General features: G+C 53.3%; 16 protein-coding genes. 8 read left to right on the forward strand and 8 right to left on the reverse strand.

What is annotated here, in order from left to right; all coding sequences use genetic code 11:
• The first annotated feature begins 3 nt into the window (after nucleotides 1-3).
• Nucleotides 4-495, forward strand: a complete 492-nt coding sequence (gene folK, locus EU557_RS02295) for a 2-amino-4-hydroxy-6-hydroxymethyldihydropteridine diphosphokinase (RefSeq protein WP_135528796.1) — start codon at nucleotides 4-6, stop codon at nucleotides 493-495.
• A 77-nt stretch (nucleotides 496-572) separates the two neighbouring features.
• Here folK and fabD read toward each other — a convergent pair whose 3' ends face one another.
• The 3 genes from fabD to EU557_RS02310 all read right to left on the reverse strand — a co-directional run bounded on the left by fabD (nucleotide 573) and on the right by EU557_RS02310 (nucleotide 3,906).
• On the reverse strand, nucleotides 573-1,460 hold the full coding sequence (fabD, locus tag EU557_RS02300) for an ACP S-malonyltransferase (RefSeq protein WP_135528797.1): 888 nt from the start codon (nucleotides 1,458-1,460) through the stop codon (nucleotides 573-575).
• Between the two features lie 90 nt (nucleotides 1,461-1,550).
• Nucleotides 1,551-1,859, reverse strand: coding sequence for a hypothetical protein (locus tag EU557_RS02305; protein WP_135528798.1), 309 nt, complete (start codon nucleotides 1,857-1,859; stop codon nucleotides 1,551-1,553).
• A 70-nt stretch (nucleotides 1,860-1,929) separates the two neighbouring features.
• Nucleotides 1,930-3,906 (reverse strand): T9SS type B sorting domain-containing protein, encoded by a 1,977-nt coding sequence (locus EU557_RS02310; RefSeq protein WP_167855060.1) that lies wholly within the window; start codon nucleotides 3,904-3,906, stop codon nucleotides 1,930-1,932.
• 1,149 nt (nucleotides 3,907-5,055) lie between these two features.
• Here EU557_RS02310 and EU557_RS02315 point away from each other — a divergent pair.
• From EU557_RS02315 to EU557_RS02345, 7 genes are all read left to right on the forward strand, one after another.
• Entirely contained in the window at nucleotides 5,056-5,823 is a 768-nt protein-coding gene (locus EU557_RS02315; protein WP_135528800.1) for a succinate dehydrogenase cytochrome b subunit, read from the forward strand.
• Nucleotides 5,824-5,848: 25 nt separating this feature from the next.
• Nucleotides 5,849-7,783 (forward strand): fumarate reductase/succinate dehydrogenase flavoprotein subunit, encoded by a 1,935-nt coding sequence (locus tag EU557_RS02320; protein ID WP_135528801.1) that lies wholly within the window; start codon nucleotides 5,849-5,851, stop codon nucleotides 7,781-7,783.
• Between the two features lie 197 nt (nucleotides 7,784-7,980).
• The gene (locus EU557_RS02325; protein ID WP_135528802.1) at nucleotides 7,981-8,736 is read left to right on the forward strand and encodes a succinate dehydrogenase/fumarate reductase iron-sulfur subunit; all 756 of its coding nucleotides are present in this window, start codon (nucleotides 7,981-7,983) and stop codon (nucleotides 8,734-8,736) included.
• 144 nt (nucleotides 8,737-8,880) lie between these two features.
• Nucleotides 8,881-9,408 (forward strand): NADPH-dependent FMN reductase, encoded by a 528-nt coding sequence (locus EU557_RS02330; protein ID WP_135528803.1) that lies wholly within the window; start codon nucleotides 8,881-8,883, stop codon nucleotides 9,406-9,408.
• A gap of 159 nt (nucleotides 9,409-9,567) precedes the next feature.
• A complete protein-coding gene (locus EU557_RS02335; protein ID WP_135528804.1) occupies nucleotides 9,568-10,344 on the forward strand; it encodes an MbnP family protein in 777 nt (258 codons plus the stop codon).
• A gap of 9 nt (nucleotides 10,345-10,353) precedes the next feature.
• Complete coding sequence (locus tag EU557_RS02340; protein WP_135528805.1) at nucleotides 10,354-11,484, forward strand: cytochrome-c peroxidase; 1,131 nt, start codon at nucleotides 10,354-10,356, stop codon at nucleotides 11,482-11,484.
• A gap of 19 nt (nucleotides 11,485-11,503) precedes the next feature.
• On the forward strand, nucleotides 11,504-12,628 hold the full coding sequence (locus EU557_RS02345) for a cytochrome-c peroxidase (RefSeq protein ID WP_135528806.1): 1,125 nt from the start codon (nucleotides 11,504-11,506) through the stop codon (nucleotides 12,626-12,628).
• A 405-nt stretch (nucleotides 12,629-13,033) separates the two neighbouring features.
• Here the strand turns inward: EU557_RS02345 and ftsZ are convergent, their stop codons facing one another.
• The 5 genes from ftsZ to murG form a co-directional block, all read right to left on the reverse strand.
• Nucleotides 13,034-14,551, reverse strand: a complete 1,518-nt coding sequence (ftsZ, locus tag EU557_RS02350) for a cell division protein FtsZ (RefSeq protein WP_135528807.1) — start codon at nucleotides 14,549-14,551, stop codon at nucleotides 13,034-13,036.
• 119 nt (nucleotides 14,552-14,670) lie between these two features.
• The gene (gene ftsA, locus EU557_RS02355; protein ID WP_135528808.1) at nucleotides 14,671-16,065 is read right to left on the reverse strand and encodes a cell division protein FtsA; all 1,395 of its coding nucleotides are present in this window, start codon (nucleotides 16,063-16,065) and stop codon (nucleotides 14,671-14,673) included.
• Between the two features lie 84 nt (nucleotides 16,066-16,149).
• On the reverse strand, nucleotides 16,150-16,914 hold the full coding sequence (locus EU557_RS02360; protein WP_245326144.1) for a cell division protein FtsQ/DivIB: 765 nt from the start codon (nucleotides 16,912-16,914) through the stop codon (nucleotides 16,150-16,152).
• Nucleotides 16,898-18,367 carry a UDP-N-acetylmuramate--L-alanine ligase gene (murC, locus tag EU557_RS02365; RefSeq protein WP_135528809.1) on the reverse strand — a complete coding sequence of 490 codons (1,470 nt, stop codon included), beginning with the start codon at nucleotides 18,365-18,367 and terminating at the stop codon, nucleotides 16,898-16,900. The genes EU557_RS02360 and murC overlap by 17 nt, the downstream gene beginning before the upstream one ends.
• Entirely contained in the window at nucleotides 18,367-19,491 is a 1,125-nt protein-coding gene (murG, locus tag EU557_RS02370; protein ID WP_135528810.1) for an undecaprenyldiphospho-muramoylpentapeptide beta-N-acetylglucosaminyltransferase, read from the reverse strand. The genes murC and murG overlap by 1 nt, the downstream gene beginning before the upstream one ends.
• Between the last annotated feature and the right edge of the window lie 8 nt (nucleotides 19,492-19,499).

The raw sequence follows: 19,499 nt of genomic DNA on the forward strand, positions 1-19,499 counted from the left end.
CCTATGCCCACCGCCTACCTCCTGCTTGGCTCCAACCTCGGCGACCGAGCCACCATTCTTCGGGAAGCCATACAGCACCTCGCAACCTCAGCGGGAACATTGGCGGCTACTTCCGGGCTCTACGAAACGGCCGCCTGGGGCCTGCAGGACCAGCCACCGTTTCTAAACCAAGCCATTCGGCTGCATACTTCACTTCAGGCCGAAGAACTACTTGATGTGTGCCTGGCAACTGAGCAGCTAGCAGGCCGGGAGCGGCTGGTACGCTGGGGAGCCCGCACGCTGGATGTGGATGTGTTACTCTACGACGATTTGATCTTAGACACGCCTCGCCTACAAGTGCCGCACCCGCGCTTGCCAGAGCGGCGTTTTGCGTTGATTCCGCTTGCTGACATTGCCGCCGAAGTGGTGCACCCAGCTCTAGGCCAGTCAGTGGCACAGTTGCTAGCGCAGTGCCCCGACCCATTGGAAGTGCAAAGGCTACCCGATGACCAATAAAGCGGAAGTGGCCTAGCACAGAGAAGCCCGTCAGACAATAACTGACGGGCTTCTCTGTGCTAGGCCTAGGCCACTGCTTATACCGTAGCTGAGCTAACGGTTGCTTCTGCGGCAATTTTCTTTACCAAGCCTTGCAGCACCTTGCCGGGGCCGCACTCCACAAACTCGGTAGCGCCATCTTGCACCATGCGCTGCACACTCTGCGTCCAGCGTACGGGAGCCGTGAGCTGGCGCACGAGGTTCTCCCGAATCTCGTTGGGGTCGGTGTGAGGAGCAGCGTCTACGTTCTGATACACAGGGCAGATGCCGGCCGAGAACGTGGTAGCGGCAATAGCCTGTGCCAAGGCAGCCTCCGCCGACTGCATCAGGGGCGAGTGGAAAGCACCTCCCACCGGCAGGGGCAGCGCGCGTTTGGCGCCAGCGGCCTTCAGCTGCTCGCATGCCAGCTCAATGCCACGCTGCGAGCCCGACACTACCAGTTGGCCGGGGCAATTGTAGTTAGCGGCTACTACCACATTGCCAGCTTCTGTAATCTCTTGACAGATGCGAGCCGTGGTATCATCATCTAGGCCTAGAATGGCGGCCATAGTACCGGGTTGCTCCTGGCAGGCGGCCTGCATGGCTTGAGCGCGCTGCGCTACAAGGCGCAACGCATCTTCAAACTTGAGCACCTTGGCAGCTACCAGCGCTGAGAACTCGCCGAGGGAGTGACCTGCTACCATATCGGGACGCAGATCGGGTAACACCGCAGCTAGGGCTACGGAGTGAAGAAAAATCGCGGGTTGAGTTACATCGGTACGGCGCAGGTCTTCCTCCGAGCCTGAAAACATAACCTCGGTCAGGGAGAAGCCCAAAATCTCATTGGCTTGGTCCATCAGGCTCTTTGCCTCAGGATGCTGCTCGTATAGGTCGCGGCCCATGCCGCTGAACTGGCTGCCCTGGCCAGGAAAAATTACTGCTTTCACTAAGGTGGATTTAGGTGGAAAAACAAAAGAAGTAGCCAACGCTCCAGGTGGCCTAGAGTAGCTACTTGCGGCTAAACTAAGTAGCTCAGCTTACTTTACTTTCAGAGTACTTACGGTGCCGGTTTGCTTATCGACTTCAAATGCGGCAGCGTTAGGCATCCGCCCCACCCAATCGATGCGGGGCACTAGCACTTGCCACTTCGTATCTACGTCAACTATCCGCGCCGAATCGGCTTGGTAGAGGGCTGCATTGGGCTGGGTTTTGATGTAATCAGCTACTGCCGCGCGAGCCGCATCGGCGCTGGCAACCGGTTGGGTAGACGCCGTTGGCGTAGCTTGTGGCTGGCAACTAACCACACCTCCCAGCAACAGCAGAAATACAAGACAGAGCTTTATCATGCCACAAAGAAAAGGAGCGAACAGCAACTGTTCGCTCCTTTTCTTTTATCCAGCTAGGCCAGTGGTCTGCTTAGCGGTTTACCTGCACCCACCCTTTAAAGGTGCGCTTGGTTCTGTTGGTATCTCCAAACTCTACTTCAGCTTGGTAGAAGTACATGCCCTCCGAAACCTTCGTTCCTGAGCTAGACTCACCACTGCCTCCCCCATTCCAGTTAATGAGAGGGTCTTTGTCGCTCTCATAGATCTTCACACCCCAGCGGTTGAAGATCTGCACTTTAGTGCGCCGGATTGGGCTAAACACTTTTGGTCGGAACGTGTCATTCTTGCCATCACCGTTCGGAGTAAAGATGTTCGGCAGCAGGAAAAGCAAGCAGTTATCCTTGCATTCCTTATTGCTTAGCAAGCTGCGCGTCCCTGCCAAGTCCACTGCTCGCACTGCGTAGCAACCCTGCGCTGTAGTTAGGCCCTGGTGGGCGTAAGTTGTTTGCGTGCCGGGCACAGTTGTCAGAACTGTCAGGGAGTCATTGGGCGTAGGCGCGTAGTAAATTATATACGTTGCTACGTCACGGCTACAGTCAGCGGTAGGCTGAGCACTCAGCGTCCAGCTGAGGTAGTTGGTATATACCTGCCCATTTACAGGGGTTGCGGGCAGATCAAAAAGCCGACTGGCTAGACTGTCGCAGTTCGTGGGTTTGAGCGTAAGCACGGGCGTACACAGCACGGGCGTCAGAGCTACACACCGCTCTTGGCTCAAATTGATGAGCGAATCATTGGGAGCAATGGCGTAAGCTCCTTTAGTCTTGATGTAGTAGCAATACGTGTTACCCTTCACCAGTGGCCTAGCCGTAGTGCCCCTATCCAGATACGTTCCGCCAGTAGTGCTGCCCGTAACCTTGGCAATTGGCACATAAGCTCCCGTGAGTCCATCGCGCCGATAAATAGTTGATGGATAACGGGAGTTATCCCACGGCACGTTATATGTCCAGTTCAGCGCAATAGTATTGGCTAATGGATCAGCAGTAGTACTTACCCGCACACTAGAAGCCGGCCCAGCTGTCTCAATTGCCACTGGCGAGTTAGCGGTGGGCAACGTGTTGCTAAAAAACTCCAGCTTGTATGTGTAAGCATTATCGGTGGTGTTGAGGTTGGTATCCACGAACACCGTATCACTAAGGTTAGTAATGGTCCGCAGGGGAGTAGCAGTGGTCGGGAACGTTGCGTTCTGACCCACGGCCCGATACAGACGATAGCCTACAGGTGGATTGAAGCTGTTAAGAGGCGCTGGCCGCGTCCACCGAACCGTGATTTGACCGTTAGTGGCATCTGTGCGGTCTACCGTAACATTTGTAAAGCGCGGAGAGCGACCTGCTAATGTGATACAGGCTTCATTGGAAGCAATGCTAGCCCCACCAGCCGGACGAGCAAACTGGACATAAATACGGTAGCAGTAATTCTTACCCCGCTCTAGGCCTAGGCCATTACGATCATCCACAAAGGTGCGGCTTCCTACTGCTACTGAGCCAATTTGAGTATACCCAGCAGAAGCTGGAATGCCCGTTTCGCAAACACCAGGTGTAAAATTGGAGGGATTTTCCTTACGGAAAATCAGAATCTGAGCACCCGGGTTCTGACAGCTATAGCTGTCCCAACTCAGTTGGGCTGTATTTCCCGAGGGAGCTACGCGCAGGTTTTGCGGCGGCGGCCCTACAACTGTGATACGCCATACGCGCTCATCAATGAGGGCTGCCCCGCAGTTATTAGCTGGTCTATCTTCAGCTTTGAATAGAATTTGATGCGGGTCCGACTGGATGTTAGAGCAGTTCGGCGTCCAAGTAAAGGTGCCACGAGCTGGAGGACCAAGCGTATTTTGCACAAAATTGGCCGGACGGGGCAGTAGCCCCCCAAAGGCACTAAGCGTGACTTGTTGGTTTTCTGGGTCGGTAGCGGTAATCAGACCTGTAACTGGGGTACCAGCAATAACACAAAGATCGGTAGGCACCGTAATGGTTGGCCGTTGGTTGGCATTGTTGCCAACCGTCACCTGCATGTCTCGGATGTATTCACCTATTAGCCTTGCTCTCGCTCCCGGAACACGGCGCCATTCTCGTACTCTAAAAGCGAAGTTATAATCACCCACTTCCAGAGGAGCATTCCATACCACTTGCCCTGTTTTAGGATCCTGATCAAATAGGGCAGCGGCCCCAGGTATGCCAGCGGGCGGACCGACATAGGGTACCTGTACTGCACTTCCTATTTCATTAGGATAAACGAAGTTTGTACTCCGTACTGGAAGAGGCGTGTTTCGATTGTTTCCGGTTTGAGCTAATACAGCAGCTACTCCACCAGGTACATATTGGCTAGGAGTTAGTTCATACGATAGAGAATCACCATCGGCATCAGAGGCAGCAGGGTTATGAAGAAACACTTGGTTTCTACTAGCTCTATCGTAGGCCGGAGCATTGAGTATTGGAGATTGATTTATCCCTAATGCGGGATCAATGGTAATTCGCGAAGAAATGTAGAAACTCTGGCCTTGCGAATTGGCCATATTCTTCACCCCAATGCTACGGTTTTCAGCTAGGAAGTGTACTGTATATTGGTTAATGGCTGGATAAGTATGTTCAAAATAAAATACTAATCGAAAGGTCGTACCATCACAACCAACGGGCGTCCTACTTGCTCTCGGGATATTCTGCGCAACAGTACCATCTCCAAAAAAAATGTCGGCATCCGTTTGCGACACATTAGTGCCGGCGCTGCTTTCATACAGCACCATCTTAAAGAAGATGCGGCGAGGGTTGCGCGCTGCAGTCGTATCTGTTTTGGCTTGAATGTCGCCAGCGCGCAAGTGTGTAGCGTGGGCCGCAGGCGTCAGTCCAAAGTAAGCCAGCACCAATACTAGTAGCACCAACCCTAGTTGGGCGGTGCGGTTAAGTAAGGGAAGCTTCATAGAATCAGAGTATTGAAAGTCAGTAGAACTTAGGAAGAGAAGGTCAGTAAAAAAGCGTCAGGAACCTAACAAAGAACCAGGCAGTTGGGTTAATATGTCGGTACTACAGATCTAACGGAGCTGGCAGTAGATAGATTCAAGATTGTTTCTTACTAACGTGAAAGGTAAGCGCAGATTGTTTCCTACCGGGTTGGACCCTACCTTTGACCAGTACAACCGACCTACCCAAACCTTTCAGTAGCTCTTATGAGTTGGATAACAAAAACCTTCTCCAGCAGCATCGGCCGCAAACTTATCATGGCTGTCACGGGCCTGTTTCTGTGCTCGTTTCTGGTGGTTCACCTGCTTATTAACCTCCAGATGCTTCGTCATGATGGCGGGGCTTCTTTTAACTTTTGGGCCGAGTTTATGGGTACCAACCCCGTAATCCGGTTCATGGAAATAGTGCTGATGCTGGGCTTGCTGGCTCACATCTACCAGGGTCTTGCCTTGGCTGTGAAGAACAAGAAAGCTCGCGGTGGTCAAGCTTATGTGGTTAACCATTCTGAGCAGAACTCACAGTGGGCTTCCCGCAATATGGCTCTACTGGGCACCCTGTTGCTCATCTTCCTGATTGTGCACCTGATGAACTTCTGGATCCGCTCCCGCTTTGATGCAATGGGTGGCCTAGCCGAAGTGCGAGTGCCTAACCTCGACCATCCCGTGGGCGACCTGTATTCTGTAGCTGCCGCCTCCTTCAAGATTCCGTGGTACGTGGCGCTGTACGCATTATCCCAGATTGCTTTGGGCTACCACCTCTGGCACGGCTTCCGCAGCGGGTTCCAAACTCTGGGTCTTAACCACCGCAAGTACACTCCTGCCATCTATCTGACGGGATATGGCTTTTCGGTAATCGTTTCTGCCTTGTTTGCTGTGATTCCCCTGGTGATGTTCTTCAGCGAGGCCTATCAGCCTCGCCCTGCTACGGGCAACACCGTAGAGCAGTCCCTTACCACGGAGCCGGCCCTTCGCTAGCCCCCCACCATTTTCATTTTAGCGCATGATACTGGATTCCAAAATTCCCGAAGGGCCCTTGGCCGAAAAGTGGGACAAGCATAAGTTCAATGTCAAGCTGGTTAACCCAGCTAACAAGCGTAAATACGACGTTATCATTGTTGGTACTGGCCTAGCTGGTGCTTCTGCGGCGGCTTCCCTAGCTGAGCTGGGCTACAACGTGAAGGCGTTCACCTACCACGATTCTCCCCGCCGGGCACACTCCATTGCTGCCCAAGGAGGTATTAATGCCGCCAAAAATTACCAGAACGACGGCGACTCAGTTTATCGTCTGTTCTACGACACCATCAAAGGCGGTGACTACCGCGCCCGCGAAGCCAACGTGTACCGTTTGGCGCAGGTATCGGTAAACATCATCGACCAATGCGTGGCTCAGGGCGTTCCTTTTGCCCGTGAGTATGGCGGACTGCTGGCTAACCGCTCATTTGGTGGTGCCCAGGTAAGCCGTACGTTCTACGCCCGCGGCCAGACCGGACAGCAGCTGTTGCTGGGAGCTTACTCGGCTCTCTCGCGTCAGGTGGCCTACGGAAAGGTGAAGCTGTACACTCGCAGTGAAATGCTGGATCTGGTAGTGGTTGACGGTCAGGCCCGTGGTATCATCACGCGTAACCTCATCACCGGTGAGATTGAGCAGCACGCTGCCCACGCCGTAGTACTAGCAACCGGTGGTTACGGCAACGTGTTCTACCTGAGCACCAATGCCAAGTACTGCAACGCCACCGCCGCATGGCGGGCACACAAGAAGGGAGCCTTCTTCGCCAACCCTTGCTTCACACAGATTCACCCCACCTGTATCCCCGTATCGGGCGACTACCAGTCGAAACTGACGCTGATGTCGGAATCGTTGCGTAATGACGGCCGTGTGTGGGTACCAGCTTCCAAAGAGACTGCCGAGCGTTTGCGCAAAGGTGAGATTCGCGTGAGCGATATCAAGGAAGAGGATCGTGACTACTTCCTGGAGCGTAAGTACCCTGCTTTCGGTAACCTGGTTCCGCGGGACGTAGCTTCGCGTAACGCTAAGCAGATGTGCGATGAGGGTCGCGGTGTAGGCGGATCTGGCCTAGCCGTATTCCTCGACTTTGCCGACGTCATCAAGCGTAATGGTGCCGAGTGGGTAAGCCAGAAGTATGGCAACCTATTCGACATGTACGCTAAGATCACCGGCGAGAACCCCTACGAGCAGCCCATGCGCATTTACCCAGCCGTGCACTACACCATGGGCGGCCTCTGGGTAGATTACAACCTGCAGACCACCATCCCCGGCCTGTACGCAACTGGCGAGTGCAACTTCTCCGACCACGGTGCCAACCGCTTGGGTGCTTCGGCCCTGATGCAGGGTCTTGCCGATGGGTATTTCGTGATTCCTTACACCATTGGAGACTACTTAGCTCAAACGGCTCCCAAACCCGTTACCACCGAGCACCCCGCCTTTAAGGAAGCTGAAGCTGAAGTGCACGCCCGCGTGCAGAAGCTGATGAGCATTAACGGTACGCGCACCCCTGCTGACTTCCACAAGGCTCTAGGCCACATCATGTGGGAGTACTGTGGCATGGCCCGAAACGCCGAAGGCTTGCAGCATGCAAAAGCAGAGATCCAGAAGCTCCGCCGCGAATTCTGGAGCGACCTGAAGCTGACTGGCACCGATCAGGAGATGAACCAGATGCTGGAAAGCGCCGGCCGCGTTGCCGACTTCCTGGAGCTTGGTGAACTCATGATTGACGACGCCTACAACCGTAACGAGAGCTGCGGTGGCCACTTCCGCGAGGAATACCAGACGCCAGAAGGTGAGGCACTGCGCGACGACGAGAACTTCACCTACGTGGCTGCTTGGCAGTTCAACGGCGAAAACCAGCCTGAAATCCTGAATAAGGAGGAGTTGCGCTTCGAAAATGTGAAGCTCACTCAGCGTAGCTACAAATAGAGACAATTACATTTTGGAAGATCGAGACACGCTAGCCGTTCTCAATATTTCAAAATGTAATTGTGCTCAGCTCAGAAGTTTAACTATTTGACAAATCGGGGCCGGATAACGGATGTGGTCAGCGACTAGCCGCCGAAGATTCTAAGCTCCAACACTCCCATAAAGCAATGGCTGGAAGTAACCCCAATGCCAAACCAATGAATCTCACCCTGAAAGTGTGGCGGCAGCGTAACCGCAACACAGCAGGCAGCATTGTGGATTACCAGGTGAAGGACATTTCTCCGGATATGTCGTTCCTGGAAATGCTCGATGTGTTAAACGAAGACTTGCTGCGCCAAGGCGAGGAGCCGGTAGCATTTGACCACGACTGCCGTGAGGGCATCTGTGGTTCTTGCAACCTCTTTATCAATGGCCGTGCGCACGGCCCCGAAGCTGGCACTACTACCTGCCAGTTGCATATGCGCAAATTCTCGGATGGCGATACCATCACCATCGAGCCCTGGCGCTCGGCGGCTTTCCCGGTAAACAAGGACCTGAGCGTAGACCGTTCGGCTTTCGACCGGATTATCCAGGCGGGCGGCTATATCTCCATTAACACCGGCGGTACTCCAGATGCCAACGAGATTCCGATTCCGAAGGATATTGCTGACCGTGCGTTCGAAGCTGCTACCTGCATTGCCTGCGGTGCCTGCGTCGCATCCTGCAAAAACTCTTCAGCCATGCTGTTTGTGTCGGCTAAGGTGAGCCAGCTGGCACTGCTGCCACAAGGCCATGTAGAGCGCAAAACCCGCGTGGAGAACATGGTAGCTCAGATGGATAAAGAAGGTTTTGGCGCCTGCTCTAACATTGGCTCCTGCGCTGCAGAATGCCCGGTAGGCATCTCTCTAGAGAATATTGCCATCATGAACCGTGAATACATCAACGCCAAGGCTACTTCCAATAACCTTGCGTAGGGTTTTCAGTTACTAGCGTAACAAAAGCGAATCGGGTAACCGGTTCGCTTTTTTATTGCACCTTTCATTAGAGTATCAAGTCGCATTATCATATGCTGGCACTAGCGTTTGATAACACGGGATACTCTTTTACTTTTTACTTACATGATAACCATTATTGCTGGTACCAACCGGCCTAACTCCCGCGCCCGTCGCATTGCCGAAGTGTATGGCTCTCTCTTAACTGAGCACAAGGCCGAATTTCAGATCCTTGATTTGACAGAGTTACCAGTTGATTTCACCACTACCGCGCTCTATCATAATACGGGTACCCACGACCACTTCAATAGCATGGTGGCTATGGCAGAAGCGGCAGATAAATTGGTGTTTATTGTTCCGGAGTACAACGCCTCTTTTCCGGGTGTACTGAAAGCATTCATTGATGGTCTCCCCTATCCCGGAGGTATTCGGGGTAAGAAAGCCGCTTTAGTAGGCCTGTCATCAGGTGGGCAAGGCGGGCTGCTTCCCATAAACCACCTGACGGACGTGCTTATGTATCTTGGCACCGCCGTACTTCCTCAGCGGGTCCGGCTACCTTTTATCGACAAGCACCTAACTACTGAAGGTTTGCTGACAGAGCCACTTTATCAGCAGTTACTACAAGAGCAAATTGTTGCACTACTTGCCTTTTGAACAATTGGTCAATACCAAACAGTTATCTTAAAGAGGACTAATGAGCAGATTGAATCATTTTGATGAGCCAGACCTATCATGCTATTCTTTATAATTAGGCGGCATAAGCGGCTTACACTGATTTGAAATGGTTGACACTCCGCTGTAACTATTTGCCTTATGACACTTCTAAAGCTCCCAATGCTTTTGCTGCTCTTGGTCGCCGCCTTAGCGTTTACTAGTTGCAGTGATACGAATAAAGAGGCTGAGCCTAGCAGCAATGCCCTTAACATCGAAGTAAGTCATGTAGTCGGCAGCGCAGCGCTCGTACTCAATTCAGCCACGCCGTACACAACACCGGCTGGAGACAATATTACGGTATCTACCTTCAAGTATTATCTCTCCAACTTCAAGCTGAGAAAACTAGACGGCACTGAGTACGTAGTTCCGGAAAGCTATTTTTTAGTAGATGAAGCGAAGGCAGCTTCTAAAACCATAACGCTAACGGGCATTCCAGCGGGTGATTACTCTGCTTTGACCTTTATGATTGGCGTGGATAGCACCCATAATGTATCGGGAGCTAAAGCTGGCGTTCTAGACCCTATTAACAATATGTTTTGGGACTGGAATACCGGATACATTTTTACAAAGCTGGAAGGCAACTCACCCCAAGCGCCCGGCAATCACGGGCTGCTGCTTCACGTGGGTGGCTTCAAAACTCCTAACAATGCTATCCGGACCGTATCGCCCTCACTCGGAGGTACAACTATTCAGATCCGGAAAGACCGCCTGCCTACTGTTCATATGCAAGCTGATGTACTACGTTTGCTCTCGGGTGCGAATACAATCCGTTTTGCGGAGGTATATAATATCATGGGCGCGGGTGCTAATGCTATGAAATTGGCCGACAATTATGCGGCGGGCATGTTTACGGTACAGCACGTGCAGGAGCGATAACGCTAGGCCATGTGGTACTTCAGCCGCCGAGTGGGCTATTGGCTTCTAGCATTATGTAGTGGCCTAGTGGTAGCCTGTACCGTCAAGAATGCCGGAAGCTATTGGCTAGCCCAGCAGATTCCCGGAACCGAGATACCGGGCAACTTCCCAGTTCCAGTTTATGCAGCCAACCAGAATCCACCTTCTGCGGAAGCATTTACATTGGGCCGCACCTTATTTTACGATGCTCGCCTGTCACGTACGGGTGAAGTGTCTTGCGGCAGCTGCCACCACCAAGCCAATGCTTTTTCAGATGCTGGTCAGCGTTACAGCCAGGGCGTACTAGGCCACATCGGTACGCGAAACACTCCCGCCCTGCAGAACTTGCGCTGGAGACGGGAGCTATTGTGGGATGGAGGCGCCAACCACATCGAAACGATGCCCCTAGCCCCCTTAGCGAACCATCTAGAAATGGGCGAAACACTGGCCAATGTAGTCCGCAAGCTCAATGCTGACCCGGTTTATAAGCAGCTCTTTGCGGACCTTTACGGCCGCCAGCCTATTGATTCATACCAGTTTCTCAGGGCACTAGCGCAGTTCACTGCTGCGCTTACCTCCGCTAATTCCCGATATGACCACTATGTGCGATGTGAAGCGGGAGGCGAGTTGACCAAAAGCGAGCTACATGGCTTGTTAGTGCTACGCAAGAGCTGTTCACCATGTCACTCAGGGGATATGTTCACGGATGAGTCGTACCGCAATAATGGCCTCAACCACACGTTCCCCCTGGACTCGGGCCGAGCGCACATTACGGGTCGAAAGTCAGATGTAGGTCGGTTCAAAGTTCCCAGCCTCCGCAACGTTACCCTCACAGCACCCTACATGCACGATGGCCGTTTTCAAACGCTGGAGGAAGTGCTGAACCATTACGATCAGGGAGTTGTCGTCTCCCCTACTCTCGATCCACTATTTCTGCAACCGACAGGTCGTCCACGGATTAGGCTTTCTGCCCAAGAAAAGACAGACCTGCTAGCATTCCTCAGCGCGCTGACGGACGAATCCTTTTTGCAAGATGAGCGTCTGGCGGACCCAAGCACTACTCACCTTGAAGCTCGGCCATTGGCGGCTGGCATTTCCTCCCACAAATCAGTACCTTACTAATGTTCTAGGCCTTCTCCCTATGCCTTTTTACTTACACCTTCGTTTAACTGCTTTCTGGTGCTTCTGCCTATTACTGGCTAGCTGTGGAGGGAAAGGCGAAACTGAAGAAACTGGTGAGAACCCCTATGTCACTACCCCCTATCAGCTAGTGCTGCCTAGTAATCTGCCTCAAAACGTAGGTATACCGGCTAATAACCCACTTACAGTGGAGGGAGTGGGCTTGGGCCGCATGCTATTTTATGAGCCTCGGTTGTCACGCACGGGTACACAGTCATGCGGTAGTTGTCATCAACAGAGCAAAGCCTTTACCGATGGTTTGACAAAATCCATTGGGGTTGATGGCCTAGCCCACTCGCGCAATACTATGTCGCTGGCCAACGTGCTTTGGGAGACGACACTTAATTGGGATGGGGCAGCCACCAGCTTAGAGCAGCAGGCGCGCATTCCTATTGAAAATCCCGTAGAAATGCATCAGCTCCTTACTGACGGAGTTAGAAAGTTACAGCAGAGCGAGCTGTATCCGCCTCTTTTTCAGAAGGCATTTGGCACAAGCACTATCACTGAGGATAACGTTTTGAAGGCATTAGCGCAGTTTGAGCGCACCCTTATTTCTGCTAATTCTCGCTACGACCTGTATCTGCGCAAGACCGGTTCTCTCACCCCAACAGAGCGACAAGGCGCAGCCTTGTTCAACAACCATCCCGGTGAAGTTGGTGGGGTGTTTATCCGGGGAGGAGCTTGTCACCATTGTCATTTCAGCGAGACTGGACTATTCTCATCGCCTGATTTCTTCAACAATGGCCTCGACGTTAGCTTTCAGGATGCCGGCCGTGGAGGAGTAACCGGCCTAGCCTCCGACCGAGGGAAGTTTAAGGCTCCTACCCTACGTAATATTGCCCTCACAGCACCCTACATGCACGATGGTCGTTTCAAGACGTTGGAAGAAGTGCTGGATCATTACAACGAGCACGTCCAGACTACTAGTGCTTTCGTTGATCCCAACGTGTTGTTATCAAACACTACCAACGGCACCCGTCTCGACCTTACAGTCACTGAAAAGAACCAGCTTCTAGCTTTCCTACGAACCTTGACAGATTCCTCATTCGTCACAGATAAGAGGTTTTCAGATCCCTTCAAACCATAACTGGCAAGGTAGCTTTAGTATAGTTGGTAACTAGTCGGCTATTGTTCGGCTAGCTTGCCCTTAACGGCGTATATTTATCAACTTATGTATAAACGCCAGCTTTTCATTGTTGCTCTTATCTGCCTAGTAATGGCTAGTTGCAATACGGTAGCGCCACACACAGAGTCGCGCGGCCGTACCCTCAGCCCCGACCGCGAATTTGGAGAGCCCGCTCGGTTATCTACCGATTCTACGGAGAGTGTTGTACCTGACTCTTTGCGGGCTCAGCCGTGAAGAAAGTCAGCTGTGTGGGATTGTAAAGCCTCCACCTGATTTAATATAATGTGCTGTAATTCAGCCACAGCTTATAAATAGAAAAGCCCCTGTATTGACTACAGGGGCTTTTTGACTAAGATATCGACTTTTTTAGTCGACGTTGTCGTGGAGGAAGCGGTTGTCGCCTAGTAGCTCGTTATCGTCCGATAGGTTAAATCGGCTGATGTTCTGCTCTGAAGAAGGAACAACGTTTTCAAGTTTTACCTGGCGGCGCAAGTAGGCCGGAGTATCGAGTTGGTCCTTGATGGCATCGTTAGTGAGGCCATTGCTGAGTTCCTGCAGACGACGACGACGCTCTTCAGCCCGTGCATCTAGCGATGGACGGCTCAGAGAGTGCTGTACCGTTGTAGGGGCTGCCGCCTGAGGCGCTGGCTGCTGATACAGTACCGGGTCAGGCGCTGGCGCTGAAGGTGCCGAGACTACGGGTGGAACATAGCCAACTGGAGCTGGCGAAGTTTCTAAATCAAACTTTACCGGCTGAGGCTCAGGCGCAGCTGGTACAGGAGGCATACCGAACGTGGGAATGGCAGGGGCTGTTGGAGCCTCCTGACGATCCTTATCGAACAGGTTGATTTGCGGATCTGGCGCAGAAGGAGCAGCCGACTCTGACCCACGTGGCACTACAGATGTGATATTATGCGCCTCCCGTGCAAAGCCGGTAGCAATAACTGTCACCCGAATGCTCTGACCCAGGGTAGGATCGATACCATGCCCGAAGATTACTTCTGCGTTCTGACCGGCCTTGTCCTGGATGTACTCCGTTATCTCCGTGAGTTCATCCATCTCAAGCTCGGCCTGGTCACCCGACATGATGCTAAGCAGAATTTTCTGTGCACCATGGATGTCCGTATTGTTCAGCAGCGGAGAAGCCAATGCCTCCTCAGCGGCACGCTGAGCGCGGTTCTCACCTTCCGTGATGCTGCTTCCCATTACGGCAGCACCAGAGTCCTTCATAACCGTTTTCACGTCTTCAAAGTCGACGTTTACATCGGCCGTTACAGTAATGATTTCGGCAATGGACTTGGCCGCCGTGCTCAGCACGTTATCCGCCTTGGCGAAGGCTGATCGGATGGGCAGGTTGCCGTAAATCTCGCGCAGCTTGTCGTTGAGGATTACCAGTACCGTGTCGCAGTTGTCGCTCAGCTCCTTGATGCCATGCTCCGCCTGCTGGCGCTTCTTCTTTCCCTCGAACATGAAGGGCGCCGTTACGATGCCCACCGTGAGGATGCCCAATTCCTTAGCCACTTTAGCAATGACCGGAGCAGCACCTGTACCGGTGCCTCCGCCCATGCCGGCCGTGATGAACACCATTTTGGTGCCGTTGCTGAGCAACTCCCGGATTTGCTCGCGGCTTTCAATGGCCGCCTGCTTACCGCGCTCAGGGTTGGCCCCCGCTCCTAGCCCTTCGGTTAGGTCGGCGCCGATCTGGAGGCGATTGGGGACAGTAGAAGAAGCCAGGGCCTGCTTGTCCGTATTACAAATCACGAACTCCACGTCCTTGATGCCTTGGCTGAACATATGGTTGACGGCGTTAGAGCCGCCTCCCCCTACGCCAATCACCTTTATGATGGACCTGGACTGGGCCGGAATATCAAATGTAAAATTCATGAGTTAAGATCTTAGGGTCTTGGGGACTTGAGGTCTTGGCTAATGGGTACTTGCAGCTTGGTCAACTTCATCATTCCAACGAAACAGCCAAGACCCCAAGTCCCTAAGACCCCCATCACCTAATATTGCTTGTCGTCGAAATCATCAATCAGCAAGCCTTTTGTGCGGCTGATGATATCTTGGAAGAATTTGCCAGCTCCCGACGACTTTTTAGGAGCTTCAGGCTGTGCAGGAGTTTGGGCCGGCTGCTGAGCTACTGGCTGAGGCGCTGGCACTGCTGCGGGACGAGGCTCCGGCGCGGCCGGACGGTGGTACACCTGCTGCTCCGGCTCCTCAAAGCCACGCTGAGCCAACCGGTCGTCGAGCGAACGATAGCCTGCCAGCACAAGACCCACCGTAGTAGCGTACATTGGAGACTTCACGGCCTCAATTCGGCTCTTACCCAAGTGCTCATTGGGGTAACCGATACGGGTATCCATGCCGGTTACATATTCGGTAAGCTGCACTAGATTTTGCAGTTGGGAACCGCCACCCGTCAGCACAATGCCAGCGGCTAGCTTATCCTGGAAGCCAAGGCGCTGAATTTCGGCGTATACCAACTCCACAATCTCCTCCATGCGAGCCTCAATGATGTAGGCCAGGTTCTTGAGAGAAATTTCCTTGGGAGCCCGGTCGCGTAGGCCAGGGATGCTTACGATTTCATATTCGCTAGCTTCTTCAGCAATAGCTTTACCAAACTTCACCTTTAACTGCTCAGCTTGGTTTTGCATCACCAAGCAGCCCTGCTTGATATCAGAAGTTACGATGTTGCCACCGAAAGGCAGCACAGCCGCATGACGGATAATACCGTCTTTGAAGATGGCCAGGTCAGTAGTGCCACCGCCAATATCAATGAGGGCTACGCCAGCTTCTTTCTCCTCGTCGCTCAGCACCGACATAGAAGAAGCCAAAGGCTCCAGAATCAGGTTATCGATTTCTAGGCCAGCCTTGGTAACGCACTTATTGATGTTATTGATAGCAGTGCTCTGGGCCGTGATGATGTGGAAGTTGCCCTCCAGGCGTACTCCCGACATCCCCACTGGGTCCATAATACCTTCTTCGTAATCCACCTTGTAGTCCTGGGGCATTACGTGAATGATCTCGGAGCCGGGCGGCGTCACCAAGCGATACATATCGTTGGTCAAGCGGTTCACGTCATCGAGGGTAATCTCGTTGTCGGAAGAGGCACGCGTGATGCTGCCGTTGTGCTGCAGGCTGCGAATATGCTGGCCGGCAATGCCCACGTTCACGACGCCAATGTTGATACCGGACTGCTCTTCTGCCTGGCGGATAGCTTTCTTGATGGCATCAACCGTCTTGTCAATGTTCGACACGATACCGCGCACCACGCCCTCCGACACAGCTTTCCCCATGCCAAGAATTTCTAGCTTGCCAAATTCGTTTTTGCGCCCTACTAGAGCGCAGATTTTGGTGGTGCCGATGTCAAGGCCGACTACAATTTTATCGTTTTGCATGAGAAGGGAGGGCGAGAGTTGGGGTTGCGTGCAGGTAGGTTGTGGCCAAAAAAGTGCGTTTTTCGGCTATTTATGCAGATATAGTTATTCACAAATGATCTGGTCCTTGTACTCCACGTTGACGCGGTGGTACGTGTCCCAGCCAAGAACAGGAGGAATTTGACGGTAAAATACCATCAGTTTCGCAAATTTTTCCGAAATATTCTCAGGAAAGCCAAATTCTACTCGCTGATCTCCCACCTGCTGAGTGAAAGAGAGCTTGCCATTAGGACTAATGAACACTTCGGCTACTTGAGCTCGCCAGAAAGGCTTCTCGTCAATATAGCGTAGAAACTCGAGGTATTGTGCGCCGGTTGAATCCTGGAAAAAAGCCGCGGTGAGAGGCTGCCCCCCTAAGCGCGCAATTGGGACAACGCGAGCAGTAAACAGAGGCGAAAGCGGTAGTTTTTCACCAGCGGCATCCAGATAGAAATCCAGACGTGAGTCGGCGTGTACCAAGCGAGCAATGGGCCGGTTCTGACGAACATCGGCGTGCAGGTTGCCGGACAAGTCGCGGTACACCTGCGCATCTTTCACGAAGCTGTGAGCTTTCAGACGTGCTTCCAGCGCCTTCAAATTCAGCTCCGCCGGATCAGTACCTTCTAGCCGGTCGCGGCCCTGGCGAGTGAGCAGGCTAGTTACCTCCCGCTCACTGATAAAGAAGTTGTTGAACTCATTGCTGATGCGCACAATGACACCTCCTACCGGCCGATGGGCCTGCCGAACGCCAGCAAATACCCCAAGCCCGCCTAGTAGAACCAGGCAAGCAGTGGCAAATAGCAGATGGTTGGCTTTACGCTTCAGCTCCATTCCAGCGAATATTCAAAATATTCCTTAAACGAGGAACAAGTTGATCAATATCTCCTGCTCCTACGGTAGCTAATACGTCAAAATTCGTATCAGTTTCGGCATTTGTCAAAATTTCTTCCCGCGTCTGTATCGATTTTACAGGTGCAGTTATTTGGGACAAAATCAATTCTGAAGTTACCCCAGGCATTGGAAGCTCCCGAGCGGGATAGATATCCATCAGCACTACTTCATCAGCAAGACTCAGACTTTCAGCGAATCCGGGCGCAAAGTCGCGGGTTCGGGAAAACAAGTGAGGCTGAAAAATCACGCGCAATTTCCGGCCCGGATACAGCGCCCGCATGGAACGAAGGAAAGCCTCAATTTCGCGTGGATGATGTGCATAATCATCCACATAAACGCGGTCGGGATGGGTAGCGCCGGCAGTTAGAATAAATTCAAAGCGTCGCTTTACACCCCGATAAGCGGCTACTGCCGCTTGCAGTTGCTCGGGGTTCAGCCCATATAACTGGCCTACGCAGGCGGCCGCCAACATGTTTTCCACATTGTGGTAACCAGGCACGGCCAACTCCAGGCTACTCACGGTACCTTGTGGGCCGTGCATGCTAAATTGAAACTGATGGCCCTGGGCCGTGATGTTGTCAGCGTACAGTTCTGGCCCCTGCTCTGGAGAGAGCCCGTAACGAATGACGCGTACGCCGGCTGGTACCGCCTGTGCTACGCTGGGGTCAGCGGTGTGGTTGAGGATAAGCGTACCCCCGGGCTTGATCTGGCCTACAAACTGGCGGAACGATTCTACCAGCGCTTCCTTATCCCCATAGATATCGAGGTGGTCGGCATCGGTGCTGGTTACAATGGCTACGTCGGGGTAAAGTGTTAGGAAGCTACGGTCGTACTCATCGGCCTCTACTACTACCGGCACCAACTCAGAGGTTAGCGGTGGGTTGCTAGATGCCAGCTCCTGCGCTGTAGGCGGCAGGAGTAAATTGGAGCCTAGGTTCAAGGAAATTCCGCCCAGGAAAGCGGCGCTGGGCACTCCGGCATGATGAAGCAAGTGCGCCACCATGCTGCTGGTAGTAGTTTTACCGTGCGTGCCAGCTACAGCAATAGTGGGTCGGCCTTGGGTAAGCAGGCCTAGCACCTGACTGCGCTTCCGAATATCATAGCCTTGCTCCCGCAGCCACGCCCATTCCTGATGGTCTTTGGGGATAGCGGGTGTGAGTACCACAAGCGTTTGCGCACGGTTTTCCCGCACCTGAGCCGGAATATTGGCTACAGCATCTTGGTAGTGCACAACGATACCTTCGGCGGCCAAGGCCTCGGTTAGCGGCGTGGGTGTTTTGTCGTATCCGCTCACGGCATGGCCGTTGGCTTTGAACCAGCGCGCCAGTGCCGACATGCCGATGCCGCCAATGCCCAAAAAGTAGACGTAGGGAGTTGCTGCGACTGGGTTCATTAGTGTTCCATGAGGGCAAGAAGTTCATCCACGATGGTTGCCGTGGCATCGGGGCGGGCCAGAGCCCGGATATTAGTTGCGAGGCGCTGCTGCTGGGCGGTATCCTGCAAGAGGCCTAGCGCTTCGTTATATAAGCGGGCTCCAGCCTCGGCATCAGGCACGAGCAGCGCTGCTTGCCGCGAGGATAGCGCTAGTGCGTTCTTGGTCTGGTGATCTTCAGCCACATTAGGTGAGGGTACCAGGATGCTGGGCTTGCCCGTGAGGCATAGTTCCGACACCGACAGAGCACCGGCCCGGCTCACTACCACGTCGGCGGCGGCGTAGGCCAGATCCATTCGCCGCACAAACTCCAGTGCGTGTAAGTTATTAGGAGCGTAGGGAGCAGCTTGTTTTTCCGCTTCCGGGAAGTAGAGCTTGCCGGTTTGCCAGAGCAGTTGCACCCCTGCCTCGCGCAAACGCGGTAGCGCGGCGGCGGTGGCCTGATTGAGCGTACGAGCGCCCAAGCTGCCCCCGATTACCAGCAGCACCGGCTTATCTGGCTTTAGACCAAAGAATTGTAAGGCTTCTTCCCGCTGACCGCTGGCAATTTCGCTGCGCACGGGGTTGCCAGTTAGCACCAGCTTATCGGCGGGGAAAAAGCTTTGCATGCCTTCGTAGGCCACACAAATACGCTGTACCCGGCGGGCTAGCAGTTTATTTACTAACCCAGCGTAAGAGTTTTGCTCCTGAATAAGGGCCGGAATACCGCGCGAGGTGGCGGCTAAGAGCACTGGCGCAGAAGCATACCCTCCCACTCCTACCACGGCATCGGGCCGAAATTTCTCAATTAACTTACCTGCTTTCCGCACGGCGCGCATCACCTTAATTGGGAAAAGCAGGTTCTCTGGTGTGAGGCGGCGCTGTAGGCCACTGATATCCAGCCCAACAATTTCGTAGCCCGCTTCGGGTACGCGCGTCATCTCCATGCGGCCATTAGCCCCCACGAACAGAATTTCAGCGTTGGGCTGACGGCGTCGCAGTTCGTTGGCAATGGCTACGGCGGGGAAAATATGTCCGCCGGTGCCGCCACCACTAATGATGATGCGGTAAGGGGCTGGAGCGGATGTAGACTTGGATGTGGGCATTCAGTAGA

It is taken from the genome of Hymenobacter wooponensis, from assembly GCF_004745865.1.
GTDB classification, from domain to species: domain Bacteria; phylum Bacteroidota; class Bacteroidia; order Cytophagales; family Hymenobacteraceae; genus Hymenobacter; species Hymenobacter wooponensis.

Excerpts from the sequence above, each read along its gene's own strand:
- EU557_RS02315 (WP_135528800.1), top strand. The coding sequence starts at position 5,056 with ATGAGTTGGATAACAAAAACCTTCTCCAGCAGCATCGGCCGCAAACTT.
- EU557_RS02305 (WP_135528798.1), bottom strand. The coding sequence starts at position 1,859 with ATGATAAAGCTCTGTCTTGTATTTCTGCTGTTGCTGGGAGGTGTGGTT.
- EU557_RS02360 (WP_245326144.1), bottom strand. The coding sequence starts at position 16,914 with ATGGAGCTGAAGCGTAAAGCCAACCATCTGCTATTTGCCACTGCTTGC.
- EU557_RS02335 (WP_135528804.1), top strand. The coding sequence starts at position 9,568 with ATGACACTTCTAAAGCTCCCAATGCTTTTGCTGCTCTTGGTCGCCGCC.
- folK (WP_135528796.1), top strand. The coding sequence starts at position 4 with ATGCCCACCGCCTACCTCCTGCTTGGCTCCAACCTCGGCGACCGAGCC.
- EU557_RS02310 (WP_167855060.1), bottom strand. The coding sequence starts at position 3,906 with ATGCAGGTGACGGTTGGCAACAATGCCAACCAACGGCCAACCATTACG.
- EU557_RS02330 (WP_135528803.1), top strand. The coding sequence starts at position 8,881 with ATGATAACCATTATTGCTGGTACCAACCGGCCTAACTCCCGCGCCCGT.
- EU557_RS02340 (WP_135528805.1), top strand. The coding sequence starts at position 10,354 with ATGTGGTACTTCAGCCGCCGAGTGGGCTATTGGCTTCTAGCATTATGT.
- EU557_RS02320 (WP_135528801.1), top strand. The coding sequence starts at position 5,849 with ATGATACTGGATTCCAAAATTCCCGAAGGGCCCTTGGCCGAAAAGTGG.
- murC (WP_135528809.1), bottom strand. The coding sequence starts at position 18,367 with ATGAACCCAGTCGCAGCAACTCCCTACGTCTACTTTTTGGGCATTGGC.
- EU557_RS02325 (WP_135528802.1), top strand. The coding sequence starts at position 7,981 with ATGAATCTCACCCTGAAAGTGTGGCGGCAGCGTAACCGCAACACAGCA.
- EU557_RS02345 (WP_135528806.1), top strand. The coding sequence starts at position 11,504 with ATGCCTTTTTACTTACACCTTCGTTTAACTGCTTTCTGGTGCTTCTGC.
- murG (WP_135528810.1), bottom strand. The coding sequence starts at position 19,491 with ATGCCCACATCCAAGTCTACATCCGCTCCAGCCCCTTACCGCATCATC.
- ftsA (WP_135528808.1), bottom strand. The coding sequence starts at position 16,065 with ATGCAAAACGATAAAATTGTAGTCGGCCTTGACATCGGCACCACCAAA.
- ftsZ (WP_135528807.1), bottom strand. The coding sequence starts at position 14,551 with ATGAATTTTACATTTGATATTCCGGCCCAGTCCAGGTCCATCATAAAG.